Source organism: Pseudomonas sp. B21-040 (assembly GCF_024748695.1).
GTDB lineage: Bacteria > Pseudomonadota > Gammaproteobacteria > Pseudomonadales > Pseudomonadaceae > Aquipseudomonas.
The window spans coordinates 4,626,546-4,652,331 of the sequence record NZ_CP087176.1 but is presented as its reverse complement, the minus strand read 5'-3'; the positions used below and the strand labels follow the sequence as shown (position 1 = coordinate 4,652,331).

Genomic DNA, 25,786 nt, shown 5'->3' with positions numbered 1-25,786 from the left:
GCGATGTATCCACTCTTTGATCAGACTCAGGAAATTCTCAATCAACTGTCGGGCCCCGGCGGTTTGAGACGATTGTTTTATATGCTCTTTCCGTTTTTCCTGCTGCTTGAACTGCCGTTCAATACGCTGGTGTTGCTGGGCGTCTTGCGCTGGTTCGTGCGACGGCAATCCCACCGCCCACAACATAGCCTTTATCAACCGAAAGTGTCTTGCATCATCACCTGTTACAGCGAAGGGATGGACGTGCAGAAGACGCTGTTAAGCCTGTGCGAACAAACCTATCCCGGACACATCGAGATGATACCGGTGGTGGATGGCGCTACCTTGAACCAGCCTACACTGCATGCGGTACGGGACTTTCGGGTAGACCCTCTTTTGTATCCACGGCGGCATCTTCGTCCGATTGCCAAGTGGCAACGTGGTGGCCGAGTGTCTTCATTGAATGCCGGTCTGGCCCATTCCAGCGGTGAGATCGTGATGGCCCTGGATGGTGACACGTCGTTTGACAACAACATGGTCAGCGCCATTGTGCGGCATTTTGAGGACCCGGCTGTGCCGGCGGTGGCTGGCAGCTTGCGAGTCCGTAATGCCTGGAGTTCCATGATCGCAGCGATGCAAGCGCTGGAATATTTGCTTTCGATCCATATGTCGAAAATCGGTTTGGCCGAGTGGAATCTGGTCAATAACATTTCTGGTGCTTTCGGCGCGTTCCGTCGCAGTTTTCTTATAAAAATTGGTGGCTGGGATACTCACACAGCGGAAGACCTCGACATAACACTGCGCATCAAAAGTTATTTCGGGCGTCATGATTTAAGAATTCCATTTGAGCCTGAAGCCATCGGCCATACCGATGCACCAACGACGCTCAAGCAGTTTCTCATGCAGAGGCTACGCTGGGATGGTGACCTGTTTTTTCTGTACGTTCGTAAGCACAGCCACAGTATTAATCCGACGCTATTAGGTTGGCGGAGCTTTTTGATGATGCTCCTCAGTGGCTTCTTTTTTCAGTTGGTGCTGCCATTCATCATTTTTGGCTACACTTTGGTGGCCTTGTTCATCCTGCCTGGCTCAACGCTGTTGATCTTGTCGTTTCTGGTCTATCTGCTGTATTTGACGATCACCGCAATATTGTTCGGGGCCTTGCTGTTAATAGTTTCCGATCGACCTCGGCAGGACCTGCGCTTAGGGTTGCTAGTGCCGATTTATCCGCTATTCATGTTGCTCATGCGCTGCTGGAGTGCAGTCGCCATGCTCAACGAGATGTTCCGTCGTGGCCATGAGGAAAGCGGCATGGCGCCATGGTGGGTCTTGAGAAAAGCCACAAGGTTTTAAGATGCGATCGGTACTTTTGGCTCTAACTTTATCGCTGTCATGTACTTCGTTGCTGGCTCAACCGCTGACACTTCAAGAATTGATAGATAAGCAACAATCAGATCCTCTGCTTCGTGCAGGCCAGGCTGACCTTCGAGCCCTCGACGCAGAAGCCAGGCTTCACCAGGACCGGGCGGGATGGCAAGTGTTCGCCGGTGCTGGCGCGGGGCGTTTTGAAGAGTTGGTCACCCCTGACGTTCGCGATGATTATTTCGGTCGAAATTTGAGTCTTGGTGTACGCCATCCTCTGTTGGGTAGCCTTAAGCGTCAGCTCGACCTACTGCAAGCTAATCAGTACGAACGCCAACGACAGCAATCGCGCGTTGCTTTGGAGGTTGCAAGCCAGCGTCTGGCTTTGCGTAGTGCTTACGCTGACTGGTGGCGTGTGCAACAGGAAGTCGCTTTTTGTGATGCGCTCATTCCAACGGCCAAGAAGGCTGATCAGGCGATTCGCCTGCGTATGGAAAAAGGTTTGTCACGCACTTCCGAAGGTCAGTTGCAGTTGGATGAGTGGGAAGGGCTTTCAACCCGATGCAAGGCGCTGACCAAAATCGAAGTAGACGTACGCGAAGATTTGGCTAGCATCAGCATGAGCGGGTTGCCAGCAGGCGCCCAAGCGGTAGCCGAGCCTCTCGCGCCACAACCACAACCATTGGTTCAATGGCAGGCGCTGTTGAATCAGCATCCAAGGGTCACGGAAAAACAAAGCCTTCGTGATTTGGCCGACAAAGAGCGAGAAAACCCCTGGTATTCGTCTATTGATTCCGATGTTGCGCTGGCCAGCACTCGGGAGTATCGCAGCGATTCGGATAAAGCGGGCAGCGGCTTGGTGGCCAGCCTCTATTTTTCTACGCCTTTCGACTTGGTCGGCAATACGCGGGCTCGCCAACAAGTCGCCGACGCACGCTACGAAGCGGCGAGCGACCGTGTCGAGGCCGAACAACGTGCGTTGGGTCTGGAGCTGAGTAAGGCATTGCGTGCCCAAAACACTGCGCAAGCGTCGATCACGCAGCGCAGCCAGCAATGGCATACCGCTGCGTTGGCTCTCGATGAGGAAAAGGCTCGGAGCACGCTGGACGCGAATGGAAACCTCACTGCCCTATTGACCGCCGAGCGCGTTTATTTCCAGTCAGGATTTGAATTGATTGCGGCGTGGCATGCCGCCTGGTTGCGTCAGGCCGAGTTGAATCTCTTCACCGAAGACAGCCCACAATTTGCTGCGTTGTTGGGTGATGAACGATTGGAGTGGTGGCCGATGATCAAGCCGCAACCCGCTGCGATTGCTGCTACCTCAACCTCTGCGGTGCGGCGTAAAAATGTTCCAGTCGAGCCAGAAAAATGGCTTCAGGCCACCTATGTCTGGAACAGCGAAGCGTTGCTGGATCCAGTGCGTCGTCAGGCGGAACTGCAAGCATTACGCAAAGCCGGGATGCAGAAAATCTATCTCGGCCTCAACGCCGTCCAGGTGGCCAATCTGTCGGCGACCCGCCAGCGGCTTGAGCAATTGCTCCAGGATGCTGCACGTAGCGGTCTGCAAGTGAGTCTGCTTCTCGGCGACCCAAGCTGGATTGAACCGCAGCACCGCAAGCAACTGACGGAATTATTGGGCAAGCTTGATGGATTACCGTTTACCAGCCTTCACCTGGATCTCGAAGTCGAACAGTTGGGCATGCCGGTCCCCGATCAACGCCTGAAAGACTGGCTCGACACGTTACGTGCGGCAACAGTGGCAAGCCAGTGGCCGGTAGCAATATCGAGCCACCCTCGCTGGTTCGTTGCGGCTCAGGCCGGGCACCCCTGTGTGCCTTGTGCTCTGCCAGCAATCGGGGTACGTCAAGTCAGCCTGATGATTTACACCCGTAACCCGCAACGCAGTGCGCAATTGGCAGGGGAGATAGCGCAACGTTGGCCTGATCTGCAATTTCGCCTGGCTCAGAGCACCGAACCGCAGTTGCCATCCACCGAAAGCTGGGCAGGCGCCTCCGCTGAACAATTACAACGCCAGGTAGCGAAGTGGCGTGACCAGCTACAACCTCAGGGCGTTGCCGGTATCGATTGGCAAGCCTGGCGAGACTTCCCCAAACGGTGAGAGGCTCATGAAGATTCGTTTCGATAGTCAAAAAGAGCACAACCCCACTGAGGAGCATGGCCTGAACGTGCTCTACGCTCCCGGTAAACGTATGGCATTTCGCCTGCGCTGGTACCTGATCCTGTTCCTGGTAGCCAGCCCATTACTCTGGCTTTTCGGCAAGCTGTTGTACGGCATCTTGGTGGTTGACGCGCCGGCGCAGTTGTTCTTGCCTATTCAGGAGGTGCGCGCACGAGATGCTGGTCGGGTCGAGCAGCTATTCGTCACGGTGGGTGATCACGTGCAAGCCGACCAACTGCTGGTCAACCTCGACAATCCGGAGTGGCGTGCCCGGCTGATGCAACTTGCCGCCATGCCCGTTGAAGCTACGCGGCTTGGCGATTCCGATTTGGGCATGAAAGTGCGTCAATTGCTCAGCGCCAAGGTGGGCAGGGCAGAGCAACGTGTTCAGCAGTTGGACAGTCTTGTTCGGCAAGGCGCTGCCACTCGAGGTGAAGTGCTGGCCGCACAGACCGAGCGCGATGGGTTTCGATCGGAGTTGTTGGCTTTCGAGCGTCGTGAGCAGTTAGCTCATCAATCGCCTCAAGGATTTGATCGGGAAGTGATCCAACAAAATACTGAACAGCAATGGCTGAAGACACGGCTGGCCGCCTTGTCAGTGACGGCGCCGCAGAGTGGTCGTATAGCAGAAGTGCTTGTTACCCAAGGTGAGAACGTCGGCCCGGGAACGTTGCTGATGCGTCTGGAACGTTTGGCCGACCCATTGCTCTGGATTTATCTGGAACCGCTTAACATCAACTACGCGCAGATAGGTCAGCCACTGAAAGTCCATATGCCGGACGGAGAATGGCTGGATGCTCACGTGGTGCGGGCCGCAGACAGTGCCGCTCGCACGCCGACGGTTCTGCGCGGACCATTCGCCGCGAACGAAATGGGATTGCAGGTTGCTGCCAGGTTTGATCAACCACTGCCGGCGCGCTGGAGAATCGATCAACTGCCGTTGAGTGTTCATTTTCCCTATGATTGGCTGCGGATGCTGGGGATCAACAAATAAGCAAGCCGTCGAAACGGGATGTATAGGCCCTGCGAATTCTCAATGAGCATCGGCACTCGGCGCGGCCGGTGGTTGCACCTTGCGCATCAAGGGCACCATCGCCGTGGCGATGATGAAGCAGACCATGATCATCAAGAACGCGTCGCCATAGGTTTGGGTCTGGGCTTCGCGGTAGGTCAACAGCCATAGCTGATGCAGGCTGGCGGTGACGCCCGTGTCGCCGCTTTGGCCGAGGGCAGTGAAGTTGTTGCCGACCTGTGACAGCCACTGGTTGAGCGCTTCGTTGGTGCTGTTCAGGTGTTCCGCCAGCCTTGTGAAATGCAGGTTGGTGCGGTCGTTGAGGATGGTTGCGCAGGCGGCGATGCCGATGGCGCCTCCCAGGTTGCGCATCAGATTGAACAACCCCGACGCATGCTTGAGCCGTGCCGGCGCCAGACCACCCAGGGTCAACGTCACGGCCGGCGGCACCGCCAGTTGCTGGGCAATCCCGCGCAATGCTTGCGGCAGCATCAATTCCCTGGCCCCCCAGTCATGGGTGATCGGGCTGAAATCCCACATCGATAACGCGAACAACCCAAGGCCGGTCATCATGATCCAGCGCAGATCGACGCGGTTGGCCAGAAAGGCATACAGCGGAATCGCCATGATCTGGAACACCCCGGTGGAGAAAACCGCCAGGCCAATGTCCAGCGCGCTGTAGCCACGCACCCGTCCGAGAAACAGCGGCGTCAGGTAAATCGTGGCGAACAGGCCGATGCCGGTGACGAACGAAAAGAAGCAGCCGAGGGCGAAGTTGCGGTCTTTCAAGGCGCGCAGATCGACGATCGGGTTGGCCACGTGCAAGGTCCGGCCGATGAAAGCGAGGCCGGCGAGGCCGCTGATCCAAGCGGTGATAAGAATGGTGCTGTCGCTGAACCAGTTCCAGCGCGGGCCCTCTTCGAGGGTGTATTCCAGGCAGCCGAGAAACAGCGCCATAAACACCATGCTGAGGTAATCGGCGCCCTTGAGCAGCGACAGTTCCGGCTGGTCGATTTTCACCAGCATCGGCACTGCCACGGCAACGAAAATCCCCGGCACCAGGTTGATGTAGAACAGCCAGTGCCAGGACGAAATATCAGTAATCCAGCCGCCGATCACCGGCCCGAGGGTCGGCGCCAGCGAAGCCACGGCGCCAATGGTGGCGGCGGCAATGACGCGTTGTTTGCCGGTGAAGAAAAAGAACGCCGTGGTGAACACCAGCGGGATCATCGAACCGCCGAGAAAGCCTTGCAGGGCGCGGAAGGCGATCATGCTCTGGATGTTCCAGGCCACGCCGCACAATAGGCTGGCCAGGGTAAAACCTACCGCCGAAGCGCAGAACAGCCAGCGGGTGGAAAACACCCGAGACAGCCAGCCCGAAAGCGGGATCACAATAATCTCGGCGATCAGGTAACTGGTCTGTACCCACGCTGTTTCGTCGGTGCCGGCCGAGAGCCCGCCGCCGATGTCACGCAACGAGGCCGAAACGATCTGAATGTCCAGCAGCGCAATGAACATGCCGATACACATGCTGGCGAACGCAAACACCTTGGTCGCCGTCGCCATGTTGGCGGGATTGAACGGTGGCGCCGGGACAGCGAGGGCGCGGCTCATGGTGCGCTGGCCACGGCTGGGGTGTCAGCGCTTTTGCGGGTGTCGACTTCAGCGGTCACGGACAGGCCGGGGCGCAAGTGGCCGAGCACACCGTCGGCCGGATCGAGGACGATGCGCACCGGTACGCGCTGGACGATCTTGGTGAAGTTGCCCGTGGCGTTTTCCGGTGGCAGCACGCTGAACTGCGAACCGCTGGCCGGTGCGAGGCTGCCCAGATGACCGTGGAATTCCTGACCCGAGAGCACGTCGGCATGAATGATCACGCGTTGGCCCGGAATCATCCGCGCCAGTTGATCTTCCTTGAAGTTGGCGTCCACCCACAAGCCACTGGAAGGCACCACTGAGAGTAATTGCGAACCCGCCTGCGCATACGCGCCGACCCGCGCCCGGCGATTGCCGATCACACCATCCACCGGGGCTTTCAGTTCGGTGTAACCGACATTCAATTGCGCCAGGTCCCGTTCGGCCCGTGCCTGCATCAGTGCGGCGCGGGCTTGCTGTTTCTGGGTTTCGATCACGTTCAACTGGCGCTGCGCCGCCAGCAACTCGGCCTGGGCTCGCGAGCTGAGCGCCTGAGCGGTCTTGAAGGTGGCATCGGCCCGTTGCGCGCTTTCTACCGAGACGGCGTTGGTGCTCACCAGTTTTTTGTAGCGGGCATTGTCATCCCGCGAGCGCGCGGTTTCGGCACCAGCGGCCTCGATCCCGGCGCGGGCCTGGCCGATGACCGCGTACTGCAATTGTTCAGTGGCGTCGAGATTGGCCAGCAGGGCTTCTTCGGCGGCAACCGCGCCTTCGGCTTTGGCGAGATTAGCGCGATAGTCGCGGGAATCGAGGCGAATCAGCACATCGCCGGCCTTCACTGGCTGGTTGTCGGTGACCAGCACTTCTTCGATATACCCGGCCACTTTCGGGCCGATTACCGTGACGTCGCCGCCAATGTACGCATCGTCGGTTTCTTCGATGAAACGACCGGCCGTCCACCAGTGACTCGCATACAGACCGGCAAACACCAGGGCTGCAATAACCGCCGTCAGCAGGATCAACCGTTTGAGCAGGGGAGGCTTGGGTGTGCTCACCGGGACTGCAAGGTCGGATTCAAGGCTGGGCATGCTGGTCATGGAGTTTACCTGTAGGAAACGGGTGTTTATTACGCAGGTAATATGACGCATGTAATATTTGGTGGCAATTGATTTTTGCTGCCGGTCGTCAGGATGTTCGCCGACCGGGCATCCACCACCGCCAACCCATCCCGCGCGTCCCGATTACCTCCCCCTGTCAGTCAGTCCTGCAATATTGCTGGCTTTGTCATATTGACTATGTTGGTGTCATAAAGACTCATTTTGTACGGAGTCCTTATGACAACGTTATTTTTTAACTTGCTGATTTATAAGTGTTAATAAGTTGGCATGCTTCATGAAGTGACGAGAGCAACGTAATCGAAACAAGGAAGATGTCATGCCTCGTTCAATCCCGCTCAGCTTCACATTGTGTTTGTTGATCTCACCCCTTTGCATGGCCGATCAGGTCGTGCGCGAAGTCCCTGATACCACCGCTGGCAAAGGTTTCGGTGCGCTCACTGGAATGATGGTCGGCGCGGTGGGCGGTCCTGCGGGCGCGCTGGTCGGCCTTGGGGCTGGATTCTTTGCCGGCAGCGCTGTGCAGCAAGCGTCCGGCCATACGGAAACCGCCTACGAAGTCAAAAACGCCCAAGGCGAAATCAGCACCGTGCGCTCGCCCAATGCGCGCTTCGAGGTGGGGCAGCAGGTCACGCGTAAAGGTCCGCGTCTGGTGGCTCAGGACAACTGAGTCGCCACTCCATAAAAAATAGAAATGCATACACCGTGGGCTGGCCCGATTTGAATTTGATGTACCAACTTTTGATCCTTTAAGGGGGCAACACAATGCAAGCCATCAACGCCAAAGTATTGGGCGCGCTGGAAAACGTCATGGTGATTTCCACCACCGACTTGCAAGGCAACATCACCTACGTCAACGACCTGTTCTGCAAACTGACCGGCTACAACAAGGAAGAACTGCTGGGCCAACCCCACAGCATCGTCCGCCATGCCTCCGTGCCAAAAAGCACCTACAAGCAGATGTGGGACACCATCAAAAAAGGTGAAATCTGGACCGGCGTTATCCCAAATGTCGGCAAGGGTGGCGGGCTCTACGTGGTCGACACCACGGTGCAACCGCTGTTCGACGAGCAGGGCAACATCGTTGAGTACATCAGCATTCGTCGTGTGATTAACGACTTGATGGGGGACTTCGAAGCACTGGAATTTTCCAAGGAGCAATTCGACGAACACTACGACAGGTAATCGGCCATGCCAGGGTTAATCGAACGCATCGTGATCGGTTATGGCTCTGAGTCCGGCAATGCACGCGGGTTGACGCAACGGTTGTTGCGTCTGCCCTGTGTGCAGCCGTATGCATTGGCCGTGCAGGATCTGAATGCACTTGAGCTTGAAACGCTGACCACTCGGGATCTGTTGATCGTTGTGTGCAGCTCGTTCGGCGACGGCGAACCGCCGGGCAACGCCGATCGTTTTCTGGATCAACTGATCCAGTGCGAACACCTCAGTAGTGTGCCTTACGCGATCTTTGGTCTGGGTGACACTGCTTACCCGACTTTTTGCGGTTTCACCAAAAGCCTGGACGCTGCACTGCTGCAAAAGGGCGCAGCGCCCTGGATCAATCGCGTGGACGCCGACACCGATTTCGAGGGCTTTTTCGAGACCTGGTGCGCCACCCTCGAAGCGGTCTTGAAGGGCGACCGCCGGGCCGGCACCACGTTGCAATTGCAAGTCACCGCCTACGGCGAAAACGCCGCGTGGCCAGCGCGGGTGATCTCCCGTACGCGGCTCAATGCGACGGCGCCTTATGCCTGGCAGGTGCGCCTCGATATCGAAGGCAGCGGCATCAAATACCGCGCAGGGGACAATCTTTATGTGCTGGCGCAAAACGATCCACAACTGCTGGCGCAGATCGGTCAATGGTTCGGTCGCGACGATGCCCATACGCTGCTGGCGACCAAGGAGCTGCGACAACTGGGCAAATCGCTGTTGCGCGACATGGCTCGGGTCAGTCAGCACGACACCTTGAAAACCTTGCTCAAAGTCAGCAACCGTAAAGAGCTCGAAGGTTATTTGTACGGCAAGGACTTGCTCGATGTGCTCAGCGACTTCTGTGAGCCAGGGCAAATGAGTCTGGAAGAATTGGCCGAGTGGCTGCCGGATGTTTTGCCGCGTGCCTATTCCATTGCCTCTCACGACCAGCCGCACTACGTCGATCTGTGCATTCGGGAAATCGCCTATCAATTGGCCGACCGTCCGCGTATCGGCACCGCGACCGGCCATCTGGCGGGCAAGCTTGCCCAGGTTCAAGTGTTTGCCCGCAGCAACGTGCGTTTTCACCTGCCACGACAGGCCGATCATCCCGTCGTGTTGATTGGCACGGGGACTGGCATTGCACCGTTGATCGCATTGCTGGAGCAGATAGAGCAACAAAGCAGCCCTGCACAAACGTGCCTGATCTTCGGTGATCGACGCCGGGCATCGGACTTTCTCTACCAGCCGCGCCTCGAAAAATGGCAGGAAACGGGCGTGCTGGATCAGCTCATCACCGCGTTTTCACGAGACGCTGACCGTCGCTATTACGTGCAGGATGCCATGCTCGAACACGGTGCCTATCTGTGGGCCTTACTCAGTCAGGGCGCGCATGTGTATGTGTGCGGCAATAAAAGCCACCTGGAGCGAGCCATCGATGAGGCGCTGGTGAACATTGCCATGAGGTACGGCCATTTGGCCGAAGAAGACGCGCAGCAGTTTGTGGCCGACCTGTCGAGCTCGGACCGGGTACACAAAGAGCTGTATTGAGGGCGTGGGGTTTGAAATGAACAAAGGCCGGTGATCTACCCGATCACCGGCCTTCGTTGTTTTAACGCTTAAACCCGCTTGGAAAGCAGTTGTCTATGATCCAATCAGCGAAAGCGATGAGATTGGCTGGAGAGGCTATAGCAAGCTCTACAGGGCATTCGAATGGGGCTTTGATACATCCAAAACGAACACATCAATAAGCCCTGTGAGTTCTGGCGGTAGGGTTGCTTCGATTTTGCTTTTTAGTTGCTGGGCACTTTCAATTCCATGGTTCTTACGCCCAGCAACCTCTTCGCTCGCACCAAACCAAATCGCGAGGAAAATACCTTGCTGCTCTGCGTCGGGGTGTATGGAGTAGAGTTCATTCAATTGACTGGAAGCAGCTGTAAAAAGCTCCCTATGCCATTGTCCTTTAACTTCAGTAACAAGAAGTTTTCTTTTGCCGCCGATAAGCTTCGCGACAGTGAAGTCACTTCGCTTCGAAGCTTTAAGATGATGTTCCGGTGTCACGGTGATGTTTTGTGGTTGTAGTCTCAGGCTGAGTCGCTCAGCGATGATTTCTGTACACGGTTCTTCATCAAGCCGCTCACCCTTCTGGTAGAAGCGATCTGCAGAGTTGAACTCCCAACCATCGATGGCTTTCTGGAAGTCTTGGAGCTCTTGGATTACGAGTTGACGCAGCCCTTCCACGGTAACCACCGCGTCGCGATCCAGTCGATTTACGATTTCCCGAGGTGTCGGCGGTTCGAAATCTCTTAATGCTTTTTTCCTGATTTGAGCGGCGTGTATGCTTTTCAATTCATTGTGCAGGCCGGCGAGTCGCGGGTCGGCAAGGAGTCGGTCGAGAACAGGAATTGAATCGTTGGGTTCAGCTGAGTCAATTGACCAGATGATGTCAGACAAAAAACGGTATGCATTCTCTTCTTTGGGGCTTTCCGACCCCCAATGACTAGGCAGGTCTATCTTGGGCCACTTATCGAAAAAGGCTACTAGAATGGCCTCTATCCTGCTTGGCGTGAGCTTGGGCCAATAGGAGCGAGTGTTAGAACTCATTCGCCCAGAATGCTCATTAAGTATAAGTACTGTTTCTTTATCGGCTTTGAGCCAATTCCAGTATGTTTCTGGTGCGTCGTCCAGGAAGTACCACGCGCGGGTAAGCCAGAAGGTGCGTTTTTGTTCTATTTCGTCATTCCCGGTCGGGATAGGCCAATCGGACATGAGCACTGCGCAATGCTCTTTAATGATTTCTTGCAGCTCAGTTCGATTGCCATATTGAGCGGCAATCTCAAAAAGTGTATCTAGGGGAGTAAGAGCTAAATCACGAAAACGCCTAAGCCATTCAATTGATAGCGTGGCGCGCGAATGGCTGAAGATATCTTCGCCACGCAGTAGCCAAATTTCAGGGGTACTACATTCAAACCGCTCAAGTTGTGGCTCAACATATTGTCGGAGAAAACTTTCGGCACTCGTGGCGTCGGGAAATATTAGACGATCAACCTCAGTTTTCAACGCGTTTCGGTCTTCCATGGAAACAGCACTGTAGCCCATGTCAATGTTAGTTCGCAGCGCTATCAGGAGCCTGAGATCAACGCTTTCCAAGTCACCGTTGGCACGAAAAATCTCCATACAAGCCGCATAGAGGATCGTTTCAGATTGTTGCGACAGGGAAGCACATTGCAGTTCAGCGAGCTTAGGCAGATCCGGTACGTTTGGAGAAATGAAGTTAAGACAGTTTTTGAGTGCGTTTCGAACAAGTGACTCGTCGCCAAACTCGTGCTCGATTTTGTCTGGGGCCATGAGCACCAACTGGGCGAAGCGGACAAGACAACTCCAGTGGCGTCCGTCTTCGACAAGTCCCCGGTTGTCTTGTACGTATTTGATGTTCGCTACGCGGATCTCGTCTCTTTGCCTGCGACTGCGTTCTATCCTTCGTGTATGCCTTAGCATTGGCATTCGGTTTTTTCGTTCTGATTGCGCCGCAGCCCTGTTGGACTTGACCCATTCTTGCATGAATGAAGGTTTCACCAATGCTTGGCCACGCATATGACGCCGCAAGCTGTCTACGCCTCGTTCTGCTTTATTTCGATGGTACTGATGTGCAGCCATGAAACTTGCCCATAAATCTGGGTTGTCGGTTTCAAATGCTAGATCGATTATGAACTTTTGATCTTCAGCATATAAGTGAAGGCCGGAGTGGGTGTGCCCATAAAATTTATTTATCCTGGTTTTGAAAATTTGGTCACGGTCAGTTAGCTTTCCGAATGCAAGAGCGATAATGCCTTGACGTAAGTCGCTGCGCTCTTGAAGCACTTGAACTGCTTTGCTTTGGCCCGCGGACTTTTGCTCATGAAAGTTTAGATTTTTAATCCATTGCCAAACGCGTTGTGAATCAAATGGAGGTGTTTTCAGTTCAAAATACCGGTCTAGTAATGAACCTATGATCTTGCTGATGCCGTTTCGACAATCACACTCGTAATGCGATTTATTACATTTACAGTAGAGATTTTTTGTTAGTTCATCCAGCAGCCATTCGATAGGCGCTAATTCTAATCCATCGATGAAAAGCTTAATGAAGTAGCGATCACCTATTGTGCGCTCACTTTGCTCCTGGTGGCCTGGGTAAAGGTTTGCGCAGGCCCGAAAGAAATCTGCAAGAAAAGCCCGTTCGAACATTTTCGGACCCAGAGTTTCGATGATTTTGGACGCAATTTTCAATGAGTTCTGACTTGCTTCAGAAACGAGAACAACCAAGTCAGCGTGATGGTCATACTCGGCGATACCCAGCAAACACATACTCGCCAACAGACGCGTGCTCTCGTTTTCGTTCGGCGTTAAAGCGAGCAGGCGCAATTCGTCTCCTAATTGCACAATTGCTGGTGATCCCGCTAAAAGTTCAAGAATAAGGTCACGCAATTGCCCATCGCTTCCTGGCGCGAGAAGTGGTTTTATCTTCTCCATGACGTCTTGGGTGAAGAACCCTGCAACACTGAACCTGCGCCAGAAATCACCCCTCCGAAAGTAGGGGTCCTTGGCTTCAATTTCTTTTAGCTGTTTTATAAGCAAGAGCTTTGACGAGTGTTCAAGCTGAGAAGGGTCGCCATTGGCAAGCACAGCATAAGGGTCAAGCTCGATTGCCGATTCCTGGATAAATTTGTTGCCTAGCGATGCCATCCAGCCCAACAGTCCCCGGAGTTCATCTCGTACTATAGAGTTCGGGGCGATGATAGGTAGACACTTGGGAAGTGTCAGAGGGTCCACGGGATCCGCTATCCGATTTATAAGGTAGTCCGCCGCACAGTACTCAGCGACGATTTTGTGGACTGGACGATGTTGATCCGCACTGCTGCCTGGCTTGAAAAGTCGAGTTTTTAGGATACCGTCGGCTGCGGTGATGCCACTAAATAGTGAAGCCAACTGCGGATACATCCGGTCTTCACTGGCTTCGCTCGTGCTAATGCCTTCAGCGCCAGACAACAAAAGTTTTGCAAAAATTTCCGACGATAGATGGATTTTTTGATTGATTGAAAGTGTCGAGGTAGCTTGCACCACGTTAACGTTTGCTTCTTTCGACAAGTGTTCAACCGCTTGTGAAAAAATAGATCGTTTGTCAGTGAAATGTTTTTCGCTTTCGATATAAGCGTCCGCAAAAAGCTTAAGAAATTGTGGGTTCGGGAGCAGTGTTTCTAAGTCAAATCGAGCAACCTCGGCTTGGAATACTGAAAAGTCTTCGCCTTGCACATGATGCTCAAAAATCTGTCTCTGTTCCGTCACATCGAACTCAAACAGCCTTACGACCAGAGGTGGGCTTCCGAGAAAGTCTTTAAATGCGTTTGTTGTAGCGTTATCCCACTCACTAGACCGACTCGAAATGATAACGTGCGTAGGGTTTGCTTTTTTGGCGTTAGCAAAAAGTCTGTAAACCCCAGTTTGGTCGATCTTGGCCAGCTCATCAAATGCATCAATTACGAGCGGGGAATTCTCTGCAGGGGCGCCTAGGTGTGTAAACACATTTGCGGTTACGACTGAAGCTGCTAGCTGTTGGGCAAGGCTTTCCAAAAGCTCAGTTTTTCCGCCGCCGGGCTCTGCTAAGACAACGACAAAATTCGAAGCGGCTAGCAGTGCTGCTTCCGTGAGTATTCTGTTATTGCTCGTGAGTTTGCGTGGAAGGTAGAAAATCGAACTCATAGACGAAGTTATCGTGAGTTGAATCCACACCGGAAATTCCGGTGACCATTTTGTTGAGCCCGGCTGTCCACTGGCTCTTCCTGCTGGCGATAGTACGCCATTTTTCACTCCGCTCAGCACTCTGTTCTGTTGAATTCAGCAGATGGCGTTTATTGAGCTAAGCAATCCATCCAGTGCGGAGATATCCAATCAAATCTGTTGCTTGTTGTGGCCCCAATAATGGATGACTTCGGCTTTGACTCTAGAGGTGCCGCCTCCTGTAGGACAGGTTCTTCATGTCAATCAACGTCTTCCGTTATTGCTTGTTTAAAGCCACTCAAGCTTACTTCCTGAAAGCTACAAAACCTTGCGCCGTTGCCTACGGCTACGCCAGAATCCGCTGGCTTGTGCGCCTTGGGGCTGCTCGGTAACTTGATTCGTGTCACTGCCCATCAGTGATCGGGTTTCGCAGCCCGGGCAATCTCTAGACGCACAACGTCTACCGTCCGTGAACAGATGCTTCGTCAGGTCTGTCACTCATGTCATGTCATGGCGGCTGTGCGTGGGAGACCTTCGGGTCTGCCGGGTTCCTAGAGTCCTGGTCTGCGAACCCGCGTACAGTTGCCACCTTATTTTCGTTTCGCAGCGAATCGTGGCAGCTCCATTTCTCTAGGAGTTACACCATGTTCAAAGTTACGCCTAATCCTCCAGACACCGATCCGGTTTCCCCGTACGAATCCGATTCAAAAAAACTCAATGAAGCTGCCGAGCGCGCACTCAACTTCCACTTCCCGTCGAATGCCGACATCAAAGCCACCGCGCGTAAACCCAGCAAACTGTTTGCCGTGGACCCAGAGGCCACAGCCGAAACCCTGGCGGTTTTTTTGGTCGAGACGCTGGCCTCGGTCGATGTGATGGTCCATCACTTGGTGGATCATCTGGAGGGAGAGTCTCGCCACGCCCTGTTGGGGATTTCCAACAGCATCATGGTGGCGGAGATCACGGCGAATCGGGTGCTGGATAAAATTGAGTTACCTGCGTAACCACTGTCCGGTGGCGAGGAAGCAAGCTCCCTCGCCACCGGTATATGTTTGATGTTGGTTCGTTATTGAGGGAGCGGTTTGTCCCCGGAACTGCCGCAGTTCCGGGGTAAATAGCTTGGAGATTTAAACCCGCTCAAAAATCGCCGCAATCCCCTGGCCGCCACCGATGCACATGGTCACCAGCGCATAACGGCCGTTGGTGCGGTGCAGTTCGTGGATGGCTTTGGTGGCGATGATTGCGCCTGTCGCGCCGACCGGGTGGCCCAGGGAAATACCCGAACCGTTCGGGTTGACCTTGGCCGGGTCGAGGTCCAGTTCCTGGCTGACCGCACAAGCCTGGGCGGCGAAGGCGATGTTGGCTTCGATCACGTCCATGTCGGCGACGGTCAGGCCGGCACGCTTGAGCGCCAGGCGGGTGGCAGGCACCGGACCGAGGCCCATCAATTCCGGTTCAACACCGGCGTGGGCGTAGCTGACCAGACGGGCCAGCGGGCGCAGGTTGTTGCTCTGTACAGCGGCACCGGTGGCCATGACCAGCGCAGCGGCGCCGTCGTTCAGGCCAGAAGCGTTGCCGGCCGTCACCGAGCCGTCTTTCTTGAACGCTGGCTTCATGCCCGCCAGTTGTTCCAGCGTGGTAGCGCGAGGGTGTTCGTCGACGCTGAACAGCTTGGTTTCCTTGCGATCACGGATTTCCACGCCAACGATTTGTTCGCTGAAGTAGCCATTGGCGATGGCGAAGGCCGCGCGTTTCTGGTCTTCCAGGGCCAGGGCGTCTTGCATTTCACGGGTGATGCCGTTGCGCTCGGCGACGTTCTCGGCGGTGATACCCATGTGGATGCCGTGGAACGGGTCATGCAGGATGCCCAGCATGTAGTCGATGGCCTGGATGTTGCCCATGCGCGCACCCCAGCGGGCGGCTGGCATGATGTAAGGCCCGCGGCTCATGGATTCGGCGCCGGCACCGACGACGATGTCGGCATCGCCCAGCATCAGGGTTTGCGCGGCATTGATGATCGCTTGCAGGCCGGAACCGCACAGGCGGTTGACGTTGTAGGCCGGGGTTTCTTTCGGGATGCCGGCGTTCATGGCGGCAACGCGGGAGATGTAGGCGTCGCGGGTTTCGGTCGGGATCACGCTGCCCATCACCAGATGGCCAACTTGCGCCGGGTCTACGCCGGAGCGTTGCAGGGCGGCCTTGACGGCCGTGGTCGCCAGGTCGGCCAGCGGAACGTCTTTGAGCGAACCACCAAAGGTGCCAATGGCGGTACGTGCGGCGCTGACAACAAAAATATCCGGGGTGTTCATTACGGCTTTCCTCTTGGTGAATGCTTTTCTGTACTGCGATTGAGTAGGGCGGTCAACGCTGTTTGCGCTTCAGGCGAATTAACGCGCTCGATGAACAACAGGTTTTCCTGACGAATGGTGGCTTTGAGCTCCGGCAATGACGCCTGTTTGAGCAGTTGCCGGGTCTGGCGCAGGGATTCTTGTGGCAATGCCAGCAGGCGCCGGGCCAGAATTTGTGCGGCGGCGAGGCATTGTTGGCCGTCGTCGAACAGTTCGTTGGCCAGCCCACACGCGACCGCCGCAGCGCCGTCGAGGCTGTCGCCCCATAACAATAGACGCGCGGCGCGAGCGTGGCCGAGCAGGCGCGGCAACAACAGACTCGCGCCGAATTCCGGGCACAGCCCCAGGTTTACAAACGGCGTGCGCAGCTTGGCGTTACGCGTGACCAGCACCTGATCGCAATGCATCAGCAACGTGGTGCCAATGCCGATGGCCGCGCCGCAAACAGCAGCGATCAGCGGCTTTTGCAGATGAATGACGACATTCATCAAGCGAAACGCCGGGCTGTCCAGATGCGTCGGCGGATGTTCGAGAAAGTCCGCCAGGTCATTGCCGCTGGTAAAGCACGTAGGGCCACCGGTGAGCACAATCACGCCGACGTCGTCGTCTTCATCAGCGGCCAGCAAGCGGTCGGCCAACTGCGTGTACAGGCTGTTGTTCAGTGCATTGAGCTTGTCGGGGCGGTCAAGGGTGAGCGTCAAAACGCCTTCGTTTCGATCGTGTTTGATCAGCTCGCTCATGAAATGCCCCCGCCTGTTTTGTCCGGCAGCCACTCTAAGCGCCCGGCCCGCGCGGGAGCTATGACAAAACGAGTCAACGAATCTGCTGCTTTTTGCCATGTTGCACCACGGCGCTGCCGGTCAAACGGTTCACACACCCATTCGGGTATGGTGCCGTTTGCCCAATTGCTCAATAGTGGAGTCAACCGGTCATCCAGAACCGACTTCGCTTGATAAGGTGAATTTGCTATGCGCAAGGCCCTCATGGTGATTTCCAGTCTGTTGCTTGCTCCGCTGACATTGAATGCCCACGCCGACGACGTGAACGAGAGCAATACCCTGCGGCTTTATAACTGGGCCGATTACATTGGCGAAAAAACCATTGCCAATTTCGAGAAAGCCTCCGGCATCAAAGTGATCTACGACACGTTTGATGCCTATGAAACGGTGCAGGCGAAGTTGCTGACCGGGCACTCCGGTTACGATCTGGTGGTGTTGAATGCCTCCCTTGCGCCGCCCTTGATCAAGGCCAAAGTGTTCCAGCCGCTGGACAAGAAGTTGCTGCCAGGCTGGACCAACCTTGACCCGAAAGTCTTGCAGGACTTGCAGGGCTTTGATGCCGGAGCGGTGTACTCCGCGCCTTACACCTGGGGCAGCAACGGCATCACTTACAACGTCGACAAGATCAAGGAACGCATGCCGGATGCGCCAATCGGTTCGCTGGCGATGATTTTCGATCCAAAAATCGTCTCGCGCTTCGCCGACTGCGGCGTCACCCTGGTCGATGCGCCCACTGAAGTCATTCCCCTGGCCTTGAAGTACCTGGGACGCGATCCGCGAAGTGCGGCCCCGGAAGATCTGAAAGCCGCGCAAGAGTTGCTGTTGACGGTCAGGCCTTACATCAAGAAGTTCGATTCGGTGAACTACCTGACCAGCCTGCCCAATGGCGATGTCTGCATGGCCATGACCTGGTCTGGCGACTACGCGACGGCTATGGCCCGCGCCGAAGAAGCCAAGTTGAAGATCAAACTGGCCTATTTCATTCCCAAGGAAGGTTCGCTGATCTGGTTCGACAACATGTACATCCCCGCCGATGCCCCGCATGTCGCCAATGCCCACAAGTTCCTCGAGTACTTGATGCAGCCGCAGGTGATGGCCGACGTCACCGACTTCATTCATTACGCCAACAGTAACGCGGCGGCCACCCCGTTAGTGGATGCCGACGTGCGCAACAACCTGGCGATTTATCCCGATGAAGAAACCCGCCGGCGGTTGTTTCCGCAAAAGACTCAGGACGCGAAAGAGATGCGCGCCATTACCCGTGTCTGGAGCACGGTGAAGAGCGGGATTTGATCGTTTAACCCTTCGGTTTGAGGTTTTTGTATGGCTACTCCAACGTTGAAAGTACTGCCGACCGTGAATGACGCCCATTTGATCAAGGCCGATAAAGCCCATTACATGCACGGCTATCACATGTTCGACGAGCACGCCGAACAGGGGCGCTGAACATTGTGGCCGGTGACGGTGCCTACATCTACGACGCTCAGGGCAACCGTTTTCTCGATGCGGTGGGTGGCATGTGGTGCACCAACATCGGCTTGGGCCGTGAGGAAATGGCCCTGGCGATTGCCGATCAGGTGCGGCAACTGGCGTATTCGAATCCGTTTTCCGACATGTCCAACAACGTCGCCATTCAGTTGTGCGAAAAACTCGCCAGCCTGGCGCCGGGCGATCTCGACCACGTGTTCCTGACCACTGGCGGCTCCACCGCTGTGGACACCGCGTACCGCCTGATTCAGTACTACCAGAACTGCCGTGGCAAACCGGAAAAAAAGCACGTCATCGCCCGTTTTAACGCGTATCACGGCTCCACCACGCTGACGATGTCGATCGGCAACAAGGCCGCCGACCGCGTGCCGGAGTTCGATTACGCCAACGACAAGATTCACCACGTGTCCAACCCCAACCCGTACCGCGCACCGGACGGCATGGACGAAGCACAGTTTCTCGAATTTCTGATCAAGGAGTTCGAAGACAAGATTCTTTCCATCGGCGCGGACAAGGTGGCGGGCTTCTTTGCCGAGCCGATCATGGGTTCCGGCGGGGTGATCATTCCGCCCAAGGGTTACCTCAAGCGCATGTGGGAAGTCTGTCAGCGCTACGACATTCTGTTTGTGGCCGATGAAGTGGTGACCTCGTTCGGTCGCCTGGGCAAGTTCTTCGCGTCTTATGATCTGTTCGACGTGCAGCCCGACATCATCACCACGGCCAAGGGCCTGACCTCGGCCTACCTGCCGCTGGGCGCGTGCATTTTTTCCGACCGTATCTGGAAGGTTATCGCCGAGCCCGGCAAGGGCCGCTGCTTTACCCACGGTTTTACCTACAGCGGTCATCCGGTGTGCTGCACGGCGGCGCTGAAGAACATCGAAATCATCGAGCGCGAACAGTTGCTGGCGCATGTCGATGTGGTCGGCGCTTATCTGGAGGAACGGCTGGCGACGCTCAGCGACTTGCCGCTGGTGGGCGATGTGCGCTGCCAGAAGTTCATGGCGTGCGTGGAGTTCGTGGCCGACAAACGCACCAAGGCGTTGTTTGCCGACGAGGTGAATATTGGCGAAATGATTCACTCCCGTGCCCAGTCTCGCGGCTTGCTGGTGCGGCCGATCATGCACCTCAACGTCATGTCGCCGCCGCTGATCCTGACGTGCGCCCAGGTCGATGAAATCGTCGAGATTCTGCGGGTGTGCATTCTTGAAGTGGCGGCCGAACTTGAGAAAAACGGCCAGTACTTCGGGCAATGAATTCGCTCAATCTGCGGTTACCCGGTGCCGGTTCTCCCGCTAGACTGCGGGGCATGAGCAAACCCAACGACGAAACGCTGATCGCATTGCCCTTCGGGGCGTTGCACAAATGGCACGGCGACATGCGCGAAGCATTCGCCCATGTCGACGAGCCTGATGCGCTGCAATACCTGGCGTCGGCGTTCGGGCACCTGGTGTCCATCGAGTCGGTGATGATCAGCCTCGAACACAAGGACCGGCCGCCGCAGTTGCTGTATCAGCGCGGCATCCCGGAGGAGTATCGGGAGTCGATCATCGACCGTTATTTTTCCGGTGGTTACCTGCTCGACCCGTTTTGCCTGGCGGTGGAGCAGGGCTTGGCCGAAGGGTTTTATCACCTGGAGGAAATAGCCCCGGACAACTTCTTCGACAGCGAGTACTACAAGACTTATTACGTGAAGGCCGGGTGTTCGGAGGACAGTTTTTACCTGATCGATACCGGCCATGACAGCCAGGTCTCGGTCAGCCTGTTTCAGGGTTTTGGTGGGGAAAGCCTGCGGGCGGAACAACTGAACCTGTTGCGGGCGGTCGAGCCGTTGGTTCGCGAGTTCATCAGCGAGTTCGGCCGTCGAGGCCTGGCGCGCAGCACGGTGATTGAAAGTGTGCGTGATGATCTGAAGCAGCGCGTGCAGTGCGCCTTCGAAAACTTTGGCTGCGAGGTGCTGACCGAACGCGAGCGGGAAGTGGCGCACATGGTGCTCAGGGGGCACTCGGTGAAATCCACCGCGAGCCAACTGAGCATTTCCCCGGAAACCGTGCGCATGCACCGCAAGAACCTGTACCTGAAACTGCAGGTCGGGTCGCAGTCGGAGTTGTTTGCACTGTTTATCGAGTGGTTGCGCCAGCACTGACCCCAAAATTGATCGTTCCCACGCTCTGCGTGGGAACGCCTGTTAGGACGCTCTGCGTCCACTGTGACGCGGAGCGTCACGGGCTGCATTCCCACGCAGAGCGTGGGAACGATCAGTGGAGATCAATCCTCGCGTTTAACGACCAGGGTCAGAATGTCGTAACTGGCCACCAGCTCTCCCAGCTGGTTAGTCACCTCAACATCCCACGCCACCACCCCTTGCGGAATGCCTTGCGGGCTCTTCTTCCCTTGGTCGATTTTGCGTTTGCAGGTCAATCGCGCCTGAATCGTGTCGCCAATCCCCACCGGATTGATAAAGCGCAATGTATCCAGGCCGTAGTTGGCCAGTACCGGCCCCGGCGCTGGGGAAACGAAAAGCCCGGCCGCTGCCGACAACACGAAGTAGCCGTGGGCGATGCGTTTGCCAAACTGCGATTCCTTGGCGGCGATGTCGTCGAAATGCATGTAGAAGTGATCGCCGGACAGGCAACCGAAGTTCACCAGATCGGCTTCGGTCACGGTGCGACGGTGGGTCAGCAGCGACTCACCAATCTGCAGATCCTGGAAGAACCGGCGGAATGGATGCACCTCGGTTTCGATGACCTGGGCGCCGCGTACGTATTCACCGGTGACGGCGGCCAGCATGGTCGGCGAGCCTTGTACCGCTGCGCGTTGCAGGTAGTGTTTCACCGCGCGCAGACCGCCGAGTTCCTCACCGCCACCGGCACGACCCGGGCCACCGTGCTTGAGTTGCGGCAGTGGCGAGCCGTGGCCGGTGGACTCGGCGGCGCAATTGCGATCCAGCACCAGCAAGCGACCGTGCCACGCCGCTGCGACAGGGATGGCCTTGGCGGCGATCTGCGGATCCTTGGTGATCAGACTCGCCACCAGGCTGCCTTTGCCGCGAGCGGCCAGCGCCAGGGCTTCGTCGAGATCGTCGTACGCCATCAGGGTGCTGACCGGGCCGAACGCTTCGATATCGTGCGCGCCACCTTCGGCGTGCGGATCGCGAGCTTGCAGCAAGGTCGGGGCGAAGAACGCGCCCTGGCTGACGTTCTCGCCGCGCGGTTCGAAACCGTCACGGGCGCCGAACAGCATGTCGCTGCTCTGCAACAGGCTTTCCAGGCGCTCGGCCACGTCTTTCTGCTGATCGTGGGACGCCAGCGCACCCATGCGCACGCCTTCCACTGACGGGTCTCCGACCACGACTTTGGCCAGGCGATCACGCAAGCGGGTCGCGACCGCGTCAATGTGTTTGGCCGGCACGATGGCGCGGCGAATGGCGGTGCATTTCTGCCCGGCCTTGGTGGTCATCTCCCGGGCGACTTCCTTGATGAACAGCTCGAATTCTTCGTCGTCCGGGGTCACGTCCGGGGCGAGGATCGCGCAGTTCAGCGAGTCGGCTTCGGCATTGAACGGCACCGAGTTGCGGATCAGGTTCGGATTGACCCGAAGCTTGGCGGCGGTGTCGGCGGAACCGGTGAAGGTCACCACGTCCTGGCCCTGCAAGCGGTCGAGCAAGTCACCGGTACTGCCGATGATCAACTGCAAGCTGCCCGGTGGCAGCAAGCCGGATTCGTCCATCAGGCGCACCACGGCTTCGGTCAGGTAGCTGGTGGCGCTGGCCGGTTTGACGATGCACGGCATGCCGGCGAGAAAGCTCGGTGCAAACTTTTCCAACATGCCCCAGATCGGGAAGTTGAAGGCGTTGATGTGCACGGCCAGGCCACCGCGTGGCACCAGAATGTGCGTGCCGGCGAAGGTCCCGAGTTTGCTCAGCTGCATCGCCGGGCCTTCATGGACGATGTTGCCCGATGGCAATTCCCGCGAGCCCAGGCTGGCGTAGGTGAAGAGGGTGCTGTTGCCGCCTTCGATGTCGATCCAGCTGTCGGCACGGGTCGCGCCGCTGTGGTGGGAAATCGCGTACAGCTGTTCCTTGCGCTCGCTCAGGTACAAGGCCAGTGCCTTGAGACGTTGGGCGCGTTGCTGGAAGTCCAGCGCCATCAAGCCACTGATGCCTTGGCGGCGGCCGTGCTCGATGGCTTCGGCGAAATCCGGGCGCTCTTCGTGAGTGCGGGCGATTTCATGGCCGTCGATGGCGCTGCGCAGGATCTGTGCGCCTTGTTGACCGATCCAGCGACCGGCGATGAAACTCTGCAGGGTAGGGGCGTGAGGCATCACGATTGCTCCGGGTTATCAAATTGTTGGTCGTGCACGATCCCGTAGCAGCTGTCGAGCCCCAGCGAGGCTGCGTTCGGCTGCGAAGCAGTCGTAAAACCTGAGGACGCGATGCTCCTGAAACACCACCGCGCCTGATTTCACGACTGCTTCGCAGCCGAACGCAGCCTCGCAGGCTCGACAGCTGCTACAAGTCGGACGCCGCTGCTACGAGCGTCAGGGGGTTAGAGTTGATCGAAATCCAGCACCACTTTGTCGCTGATCGGGAACGCCTGGCACGACAGCACATAGCCGGCGGCCACTTCGTAGTCTTCGAGGGCGTGGTTGCTGTCCATTTCCACTTCGCCTTCGATGACCTTGCACTTGCAGGTCGAGCACACGCCGGCCTTGCACGAGTAGGGCAGTTCGGCACCCTGGGCGTTGCCGGCATCGAGGATGCTCTGGCTGTTGCGCGGCAGATCAAAAGCCAATGCGCGGCCATCGCTGATGACGGTGATCTGGCTGACCGCCGCATCCACCTGGCGGGCCGCCTCGCGGGCTTCACGTTTCTGCTGGCTGCCAGCGGCGGCGAACAGTTCGAAATGGATACGCTCAGACGCCATGCCTTTGGCCTTGAGGCTGTCGCGCACGGTTTCGGTCATCTCTTGCGGGCCGCAAATGAACGCGGCGTCGAGGGCTTTGACGTCAAGCCAGCGGGAGAACAACTGTTCGCATTTCTCGGCGTTGATCCGGCCGTTGTACAGGTCGACATCCTGCTGCTCGCGGCTGAACACGAAAATCAGGTTCAGACGCTGCAAGTAGCGGTTTTTCAGGTCTTCCAGTTGCTCGCGAAACAGCGCGCCAGAGCTGGAACGGTTGCCGTACAGCAGGGTGACGCGGCTGTGCGGCTCGGTTTCCAGGGTGGTCTTGATGATCGACAGGATCGGCGTGATGCCGCTGCCCGCTGCTACGGCCAGGTACTGGCCGTGGCGCGCCGGGTCGAGTTCGACACTGAAGTGCCCGGCGGGCGGCATGACGTCCAGCGTGTGCCCTGCCTTGAGTTGCTCGTTGGCAAACGCCGAGAAGCACCCACCCGTCACCCGCTTGACCGCGATGCGCAGCTCACCGTCATTCACGCCGGTGCAGATCGAGTAAGAACGGCGGACTTCTTCGCCGTCCAACTGGGTGCGCATCACCAGGTGCTGGCCCTGGGTGAAGTGAAAACTGTCCTGCAGGTGTTGCGGAATCTCGAAGGCGATGGACACCGCGTCACGGGTCTCGGTGCGCACGTCCTTGATGGTCAGGCTGTGAAATTTACTCATTATTGTTCTCCAGCTGGGACGGCCGATTGCCGCTCAGATGCACTTGAAATAGTCGAACGGTTCCCGGCAATCGATGCAGCGATACAGGGCCTTGCACGCGGTGGAACCGAACTCGCTGAGCACTTCGGTGTGGGCGCTGCCGCATTGCGGGCAGACGACCACTGGGCTTTCACCGAGCAGGCTGCGCTTGCTGGTGCTGCCCTCCGGCGGGGCGATGCCATAGGCGCGCAAGCGTTCACGGCCACTGGCGCTGATCCAGTCGGTGGTCCACGCCGGGGTCAACTTGCGCTCAAGTTGCGGCGCTCTGAACCCGGCCAGTTCCAGTGCCTCGCGGATGTCGCTTTCGATTACTTCGGTGGCGGGGCAACCGGAGTAGGTCGGCGTGACCACCACGTGCAAGTGACCGGCCTGCCAGTCCAGGTCGCGGACGATGCCGAGGTCGACCACGCTGACCACCGGCACTTCCGGGTCCATGACCTGCGCCAGGGTTGCCCACGCAGCGGCCAGGTCGGTCGGTTGTGGCGCCCGGGCGCCCTGGTCGCTGGCGATCAGCTCACCAGGTTGCATCGGGGTACGCTCGTGGCAGGAATTGCATCTCTGCCAACAGGATGCCGAGGTGTTCGGTGTGCAGCCCTTTGCGTGCGTTCAGGTAGAAATAATTTGGCGCGGCGGGTACGGGCAGGGTGGCACTGGCGAAAATTGCGTTGACCTTGGCTTGCCACTGCGCGGCAACGCTGGCGATGTCAGGGGTGATGCCGGCTTCGCACAGGCGCTGCTCGCTGTCATCGACGGCAATCAGTTCGACGGTGAAGCGCCAGACCTCAGGGATCGCCGCCAGCATGCGCCGATGGCTTTCTTCAGTGCCGTCACCCAGGCGCTCGACCCACTCGCCGGAGCGGCGCAGGTGATAGGTCACTTCCTTGACCGCTTTGGCGGCGATCCCGGCAATGCGCTCGTCGCTGGACTGGCTCAGACCCTGCAGCACCGGCAAATGCCAGGCGTCATAGAGGAACTGCTTGAGCATGGTCACCGCGAAGTCGCCGTTGGGTTGCTCCACCAGCAGCAGGTTGCGATAAGCGCGCTCGTCACGGCGGAACGCCAGGTCATCGGCGCTGCGGCCGTCGTTCAGCAGTTCGGCGGCGTATTCCAGCCAGTTGCGTGCCTGACCCACCAGGTCGAGGCCGACGTTCATCAACGCCAATTCTTCTTCCAGCGCCGGGGCCTTGCCGCACCATTGGCACAGGCGCTGGCCCTGGATCAGGGCGCTGTCGCCGAGGCGCAGCAGGTATTCGATCAGATCAGTCTGGTTGTTCATGGTCGACC

At 57.2% G+C, this 25,786-nt stretch carries 18 protein-coding genes and 1 pseudogene; 10 read left to right on the top strand and 9 right to left on the bottom strand.

Annotation, left to right across the window (positions count from 1 at the left end; translation table 11 throughout):
* Positions 1 to 3: 3 nt before the first annotated feature.
* The 3 genes from LOY55_RS21255 to LOY55_RS21245 are packed head-to-tail and all read left to right on the top strand — an operon-like array spanning position 4 to position 4,514.
* Positions 4 to 1,332, top strand: coding sequence for a glycosyltransferase (locus LOY55_RS21255; protein WP_109788260.1), 1,329 nt, complete (start codon positions 4 to 6; stop codon positions 1,330 to 1,332).
* Position 1,333: 1 nt separating this feature from the next.
* Positions 1,334 to 3,460 (top strand): TolC family protein, encoded by a 2,127-nt coding sequence (locus LOY55_RS21250; protein ID WP_408980961.1) that lies wholly within the window; start codon positions 1,334 to 1,336, stop codon positions 3,458 to 3,460.
* Between the two features lie 7 nt (positions 3,461 to 3,467).
* Positions 3,468 to 4,514, top strand: a complete 1,047-nt coding sequence (locus tag LOY55_RS21245) for an HlyD family secretion protein (protein ID WP_223522619.1) — start codon at positions 3,468 to 3,470, stop codon at positions 4,512 to 4,514.
* A 39-nt stretch (positions 4,515 to 4,553) separates the two neighbouring features.
* On the opposite strand, the gene LOY55_RS21240 is transcribed toward LOY55_RS21245, so the two are convergent.
* The gene (locus tag LOY55_RS21240; protein ID WP_109787299.1) at positions 4,554 to 6,146 is read right to left on the bottom strand and encodes a DHA2 family efflux MFS transporter permease subunit; all 1,593 of its coding nucleotides are present in this window, start codon (positions 6,144 to 6,146) and stop codon (positions 4,554 to 4,556) included.
* The gene (locus LOY55_RS21235) at positions 6,143 to 7,264 is read right to left on the bottom strand and encodes an HlyD family secretion protein (protein WP_109787298.1); all 1,122 of its coding nucleotides are present in this window, start codon (positions 7,262 to 7,264) and stop codon (positions 6,143 to 6,145) included. The genes LOY55_RS21240 and LOY55_RS21235 overlap by 4 nt, the downstream gene beginning before the upstream one ends.
* 337 nt (positions 7,265 to 7,601) lie before the next feature.
* Here LOY55_RS21235 and LOY55_RS21230 point away from each other — a divergent pair, with 337 nt between their 5' ends.
* From LOY55_RS21230 to LOY55_RS21220, 3 genes are all read left to right on the top strand, one after another.
* Positions 7,602 to 7,952, top strand: a complete 351-nt coding sequence (locus LOY55_RS21230) for a hypothetical protein (RefSeq protein ID WP_046032654.1) — start codon at positions 7,602 to 7,604, stop codon at positions 7,950 to 7,952.
* A 95-nt stretch (positions 7,953 to 8,047) separates the two neighbouring features.
* Positions 8,048 to 8,467 (top strand): PAS domain S-box protein, encoded by a 420-nt coding sequence (locus LOY55_RS21225; RefSeq protein ID WP_046032655.1) that lies wholly within the window; start codon positions 8,048 to 8,050, stop codon positions 8,465 to 8,467.
* Positions 8,468 to 8,473: 6 nt separating this feature from the next.
* A complete protein-coding gene (locus LOY55_RS21220; RefSeq protein ID WP_223522620.1) occupies positions 8,474 to 10,024 on the top strand; it encodes a sulfite reductase flavoprotein subunit alpha in 1,551 nt (516 codons plus the stop codon).
* Positions 10,025 to 10,171: 147 nt separating this feature from the next.
* Here LOY55_RS21220 and LOY55_RS21215 read toward each other — a convergent pair whose 3' ends face one another.
* Positions 10,172 to 14,209, bottom strand: coding sequence for an NACHT domain-containing NTPase (locus tag LOY55_RS21215; RefSeq protein WP_223522621.1), 4,038 nt, complete (start codon positions 14,207 to 14,209; stop codon positions 10,172 to 10,174).
* A 662-nt stretch (positions 14,210 to 14,871) separates the two neighbouring features.
* On the opposite strand from LOY55_RS21215, the gene LOY55_RS21210 reads away from it, so the two are divergent.
* Positions 14,872 to 15,231, top strand: coding sequence for a DUF6124 family protein (locus LOY55_RS21210; RefSeq protein ID WP_223522622.1), 360 nt, complete (start codon positions 14,872 to 14,874; stop codon positions 15,229 to 15,231).
* Positions 15,232 to 15,354: 123 nt separating this feature from the next.
* On the opposite strand, the gene LOY55_RS21205 is transcribed toward LOY55_RS21210, so the two are convergent.
* Positions 15,355 to 16,536 carry an acetyl-CoA C-acyltransferase family protein gene (locus LOY55_RS21205; protein ID WP_046032657.1) on the bottom strand — a complete coding sequence of 394 codons (1,182 nt, stop codon included), beginning with the start codon at positions 16,534 to 16,536 and terminating at the stop codon, positions 15,355 to 15,357.
* A complete protein-coding gene (locus tag LOY55_RS21200; RefSeq protein WP_109787295.1) occupies positions 16,536 to 17,315 on the bottom strand; it encodes an enoyl-CoA hydratase in 780 nt (259 codons plus the stop codon). The genes LOY55_RS21205 and LOY55_RS21200 overlap by 1 nt, the downstream gene beginning before the upstream one ends.
* A gap of 228 nt (positions 17,316 to 17,543) precedes the next feature.
* On the opposite strand from LOY55_RS21200, the gene LOY55_RS21195 reads away from it, so the two are divergent.
* The 3 genes and pseudogenes from LOY55_RS21195 to LOY55_RS21185 all read left to right on the top strand — a co-directional run bounded on the left by LOY55_RS21195 (position 17,544) and on the right by LOY55_RS21185 (position 20,985).
* On the top strand, positions 17,544 to 18,647 hold the full coding sequence (locus LOY55_RS21195) for a polyamine ABC transporter substrate-binding protein (protein WP_223522623.1): 1,104 nt from the start codon (positions 17,544 to 17,546) through the stop codon (positions 18,645 to 18,647).
* A gap of 30 nt (positions 18,648 to 18,677) precedes the next feature.
* Positions 18,678 to 20,095 (top strand): annotated as a pseudogene (locus LOY55_RS21190) (aminotransferase).
* Complete coding sequence (locus LOY55_RS21185) at positions 20,092 to 20,985, top strand: LuxR C-terminal-related transcriptional regulator (protein WP_223522625.1); 894 nt, start codon at positions 20,092 to 20,094, stop codon at positions 20,983 to 20,985. Before LOY55_RS21190 ends, LOY55_RS21185 begins: the two are co-directional and overlap by 4 nt.
* Before the next feature lie 122 nt (positions 20,986 to 21,107).
* On the opposite strand, the gene paaZ is transcribed toward LOY55_RS21185, so the two are convergent.
* From paaZ to paaC, 4 genes are all read right to left on the bottom strand, one after another.
* Positions 21,108 to 23,162 carry a phenylacetic acid degradation bifunctional protein PaaZ gene (paaZ, locus tag LOY55_RS21180; RefSeq protein WP_109787291.1) on the bottom strand — a complete coding sequence of 685 codons (2,055 nt, stop codon included), beginning with the start codon at positions 23,160 to 23,162 and terminating at the stop codon, positions 21,108 to 21,110.
* Positions 23,163 to 23,386: 224 nt separating this feature from the next.
* Positions 23,387 to 24,463: a 1,2-phenylacetyl-CoA epoxidase subunit PaaE gene (gene paaE / locus LOY55_RS21175; protein WP_223522626.1), complete on the bottom strand. Its 1,077-nt coding sequence runs from the start codon at positions 24,461 to 24,463 to the stop codon at positions 23,387 to 23,389.
* Positions 24,464 to 24,496: 33 nt separating this feature from the next.
* Positions 24,497 to 25,030 (bottom strand): 1,2-phenylacetyl-CoA epoxidase subunit PaaD, encoded by a 534-nt coding sequence (gene paaD / locus LOY55_RS21170; protein ID WP_223522627.1) that lies wholly within the window; start codon positions 25,028 to 25,030, stop codon positions 24,497 to 24,499.
* A complete protein-coding gene (gene paaC / locus LOY55_RS21165) occupies positions 25,017 to 25,778 on the bottom strand; it encodes a 1,2-phenylacetyl-CoA epoxidase subunit PaaC (protein WP_223522628.1) in 762 nt (253 codons plus the stop codon). Before paaC ends, paaD begins: the two co-directional genes overlap by 14 nt.
* Positions 25,779 to 25,786: the final 8 nt, after the last annotated feature.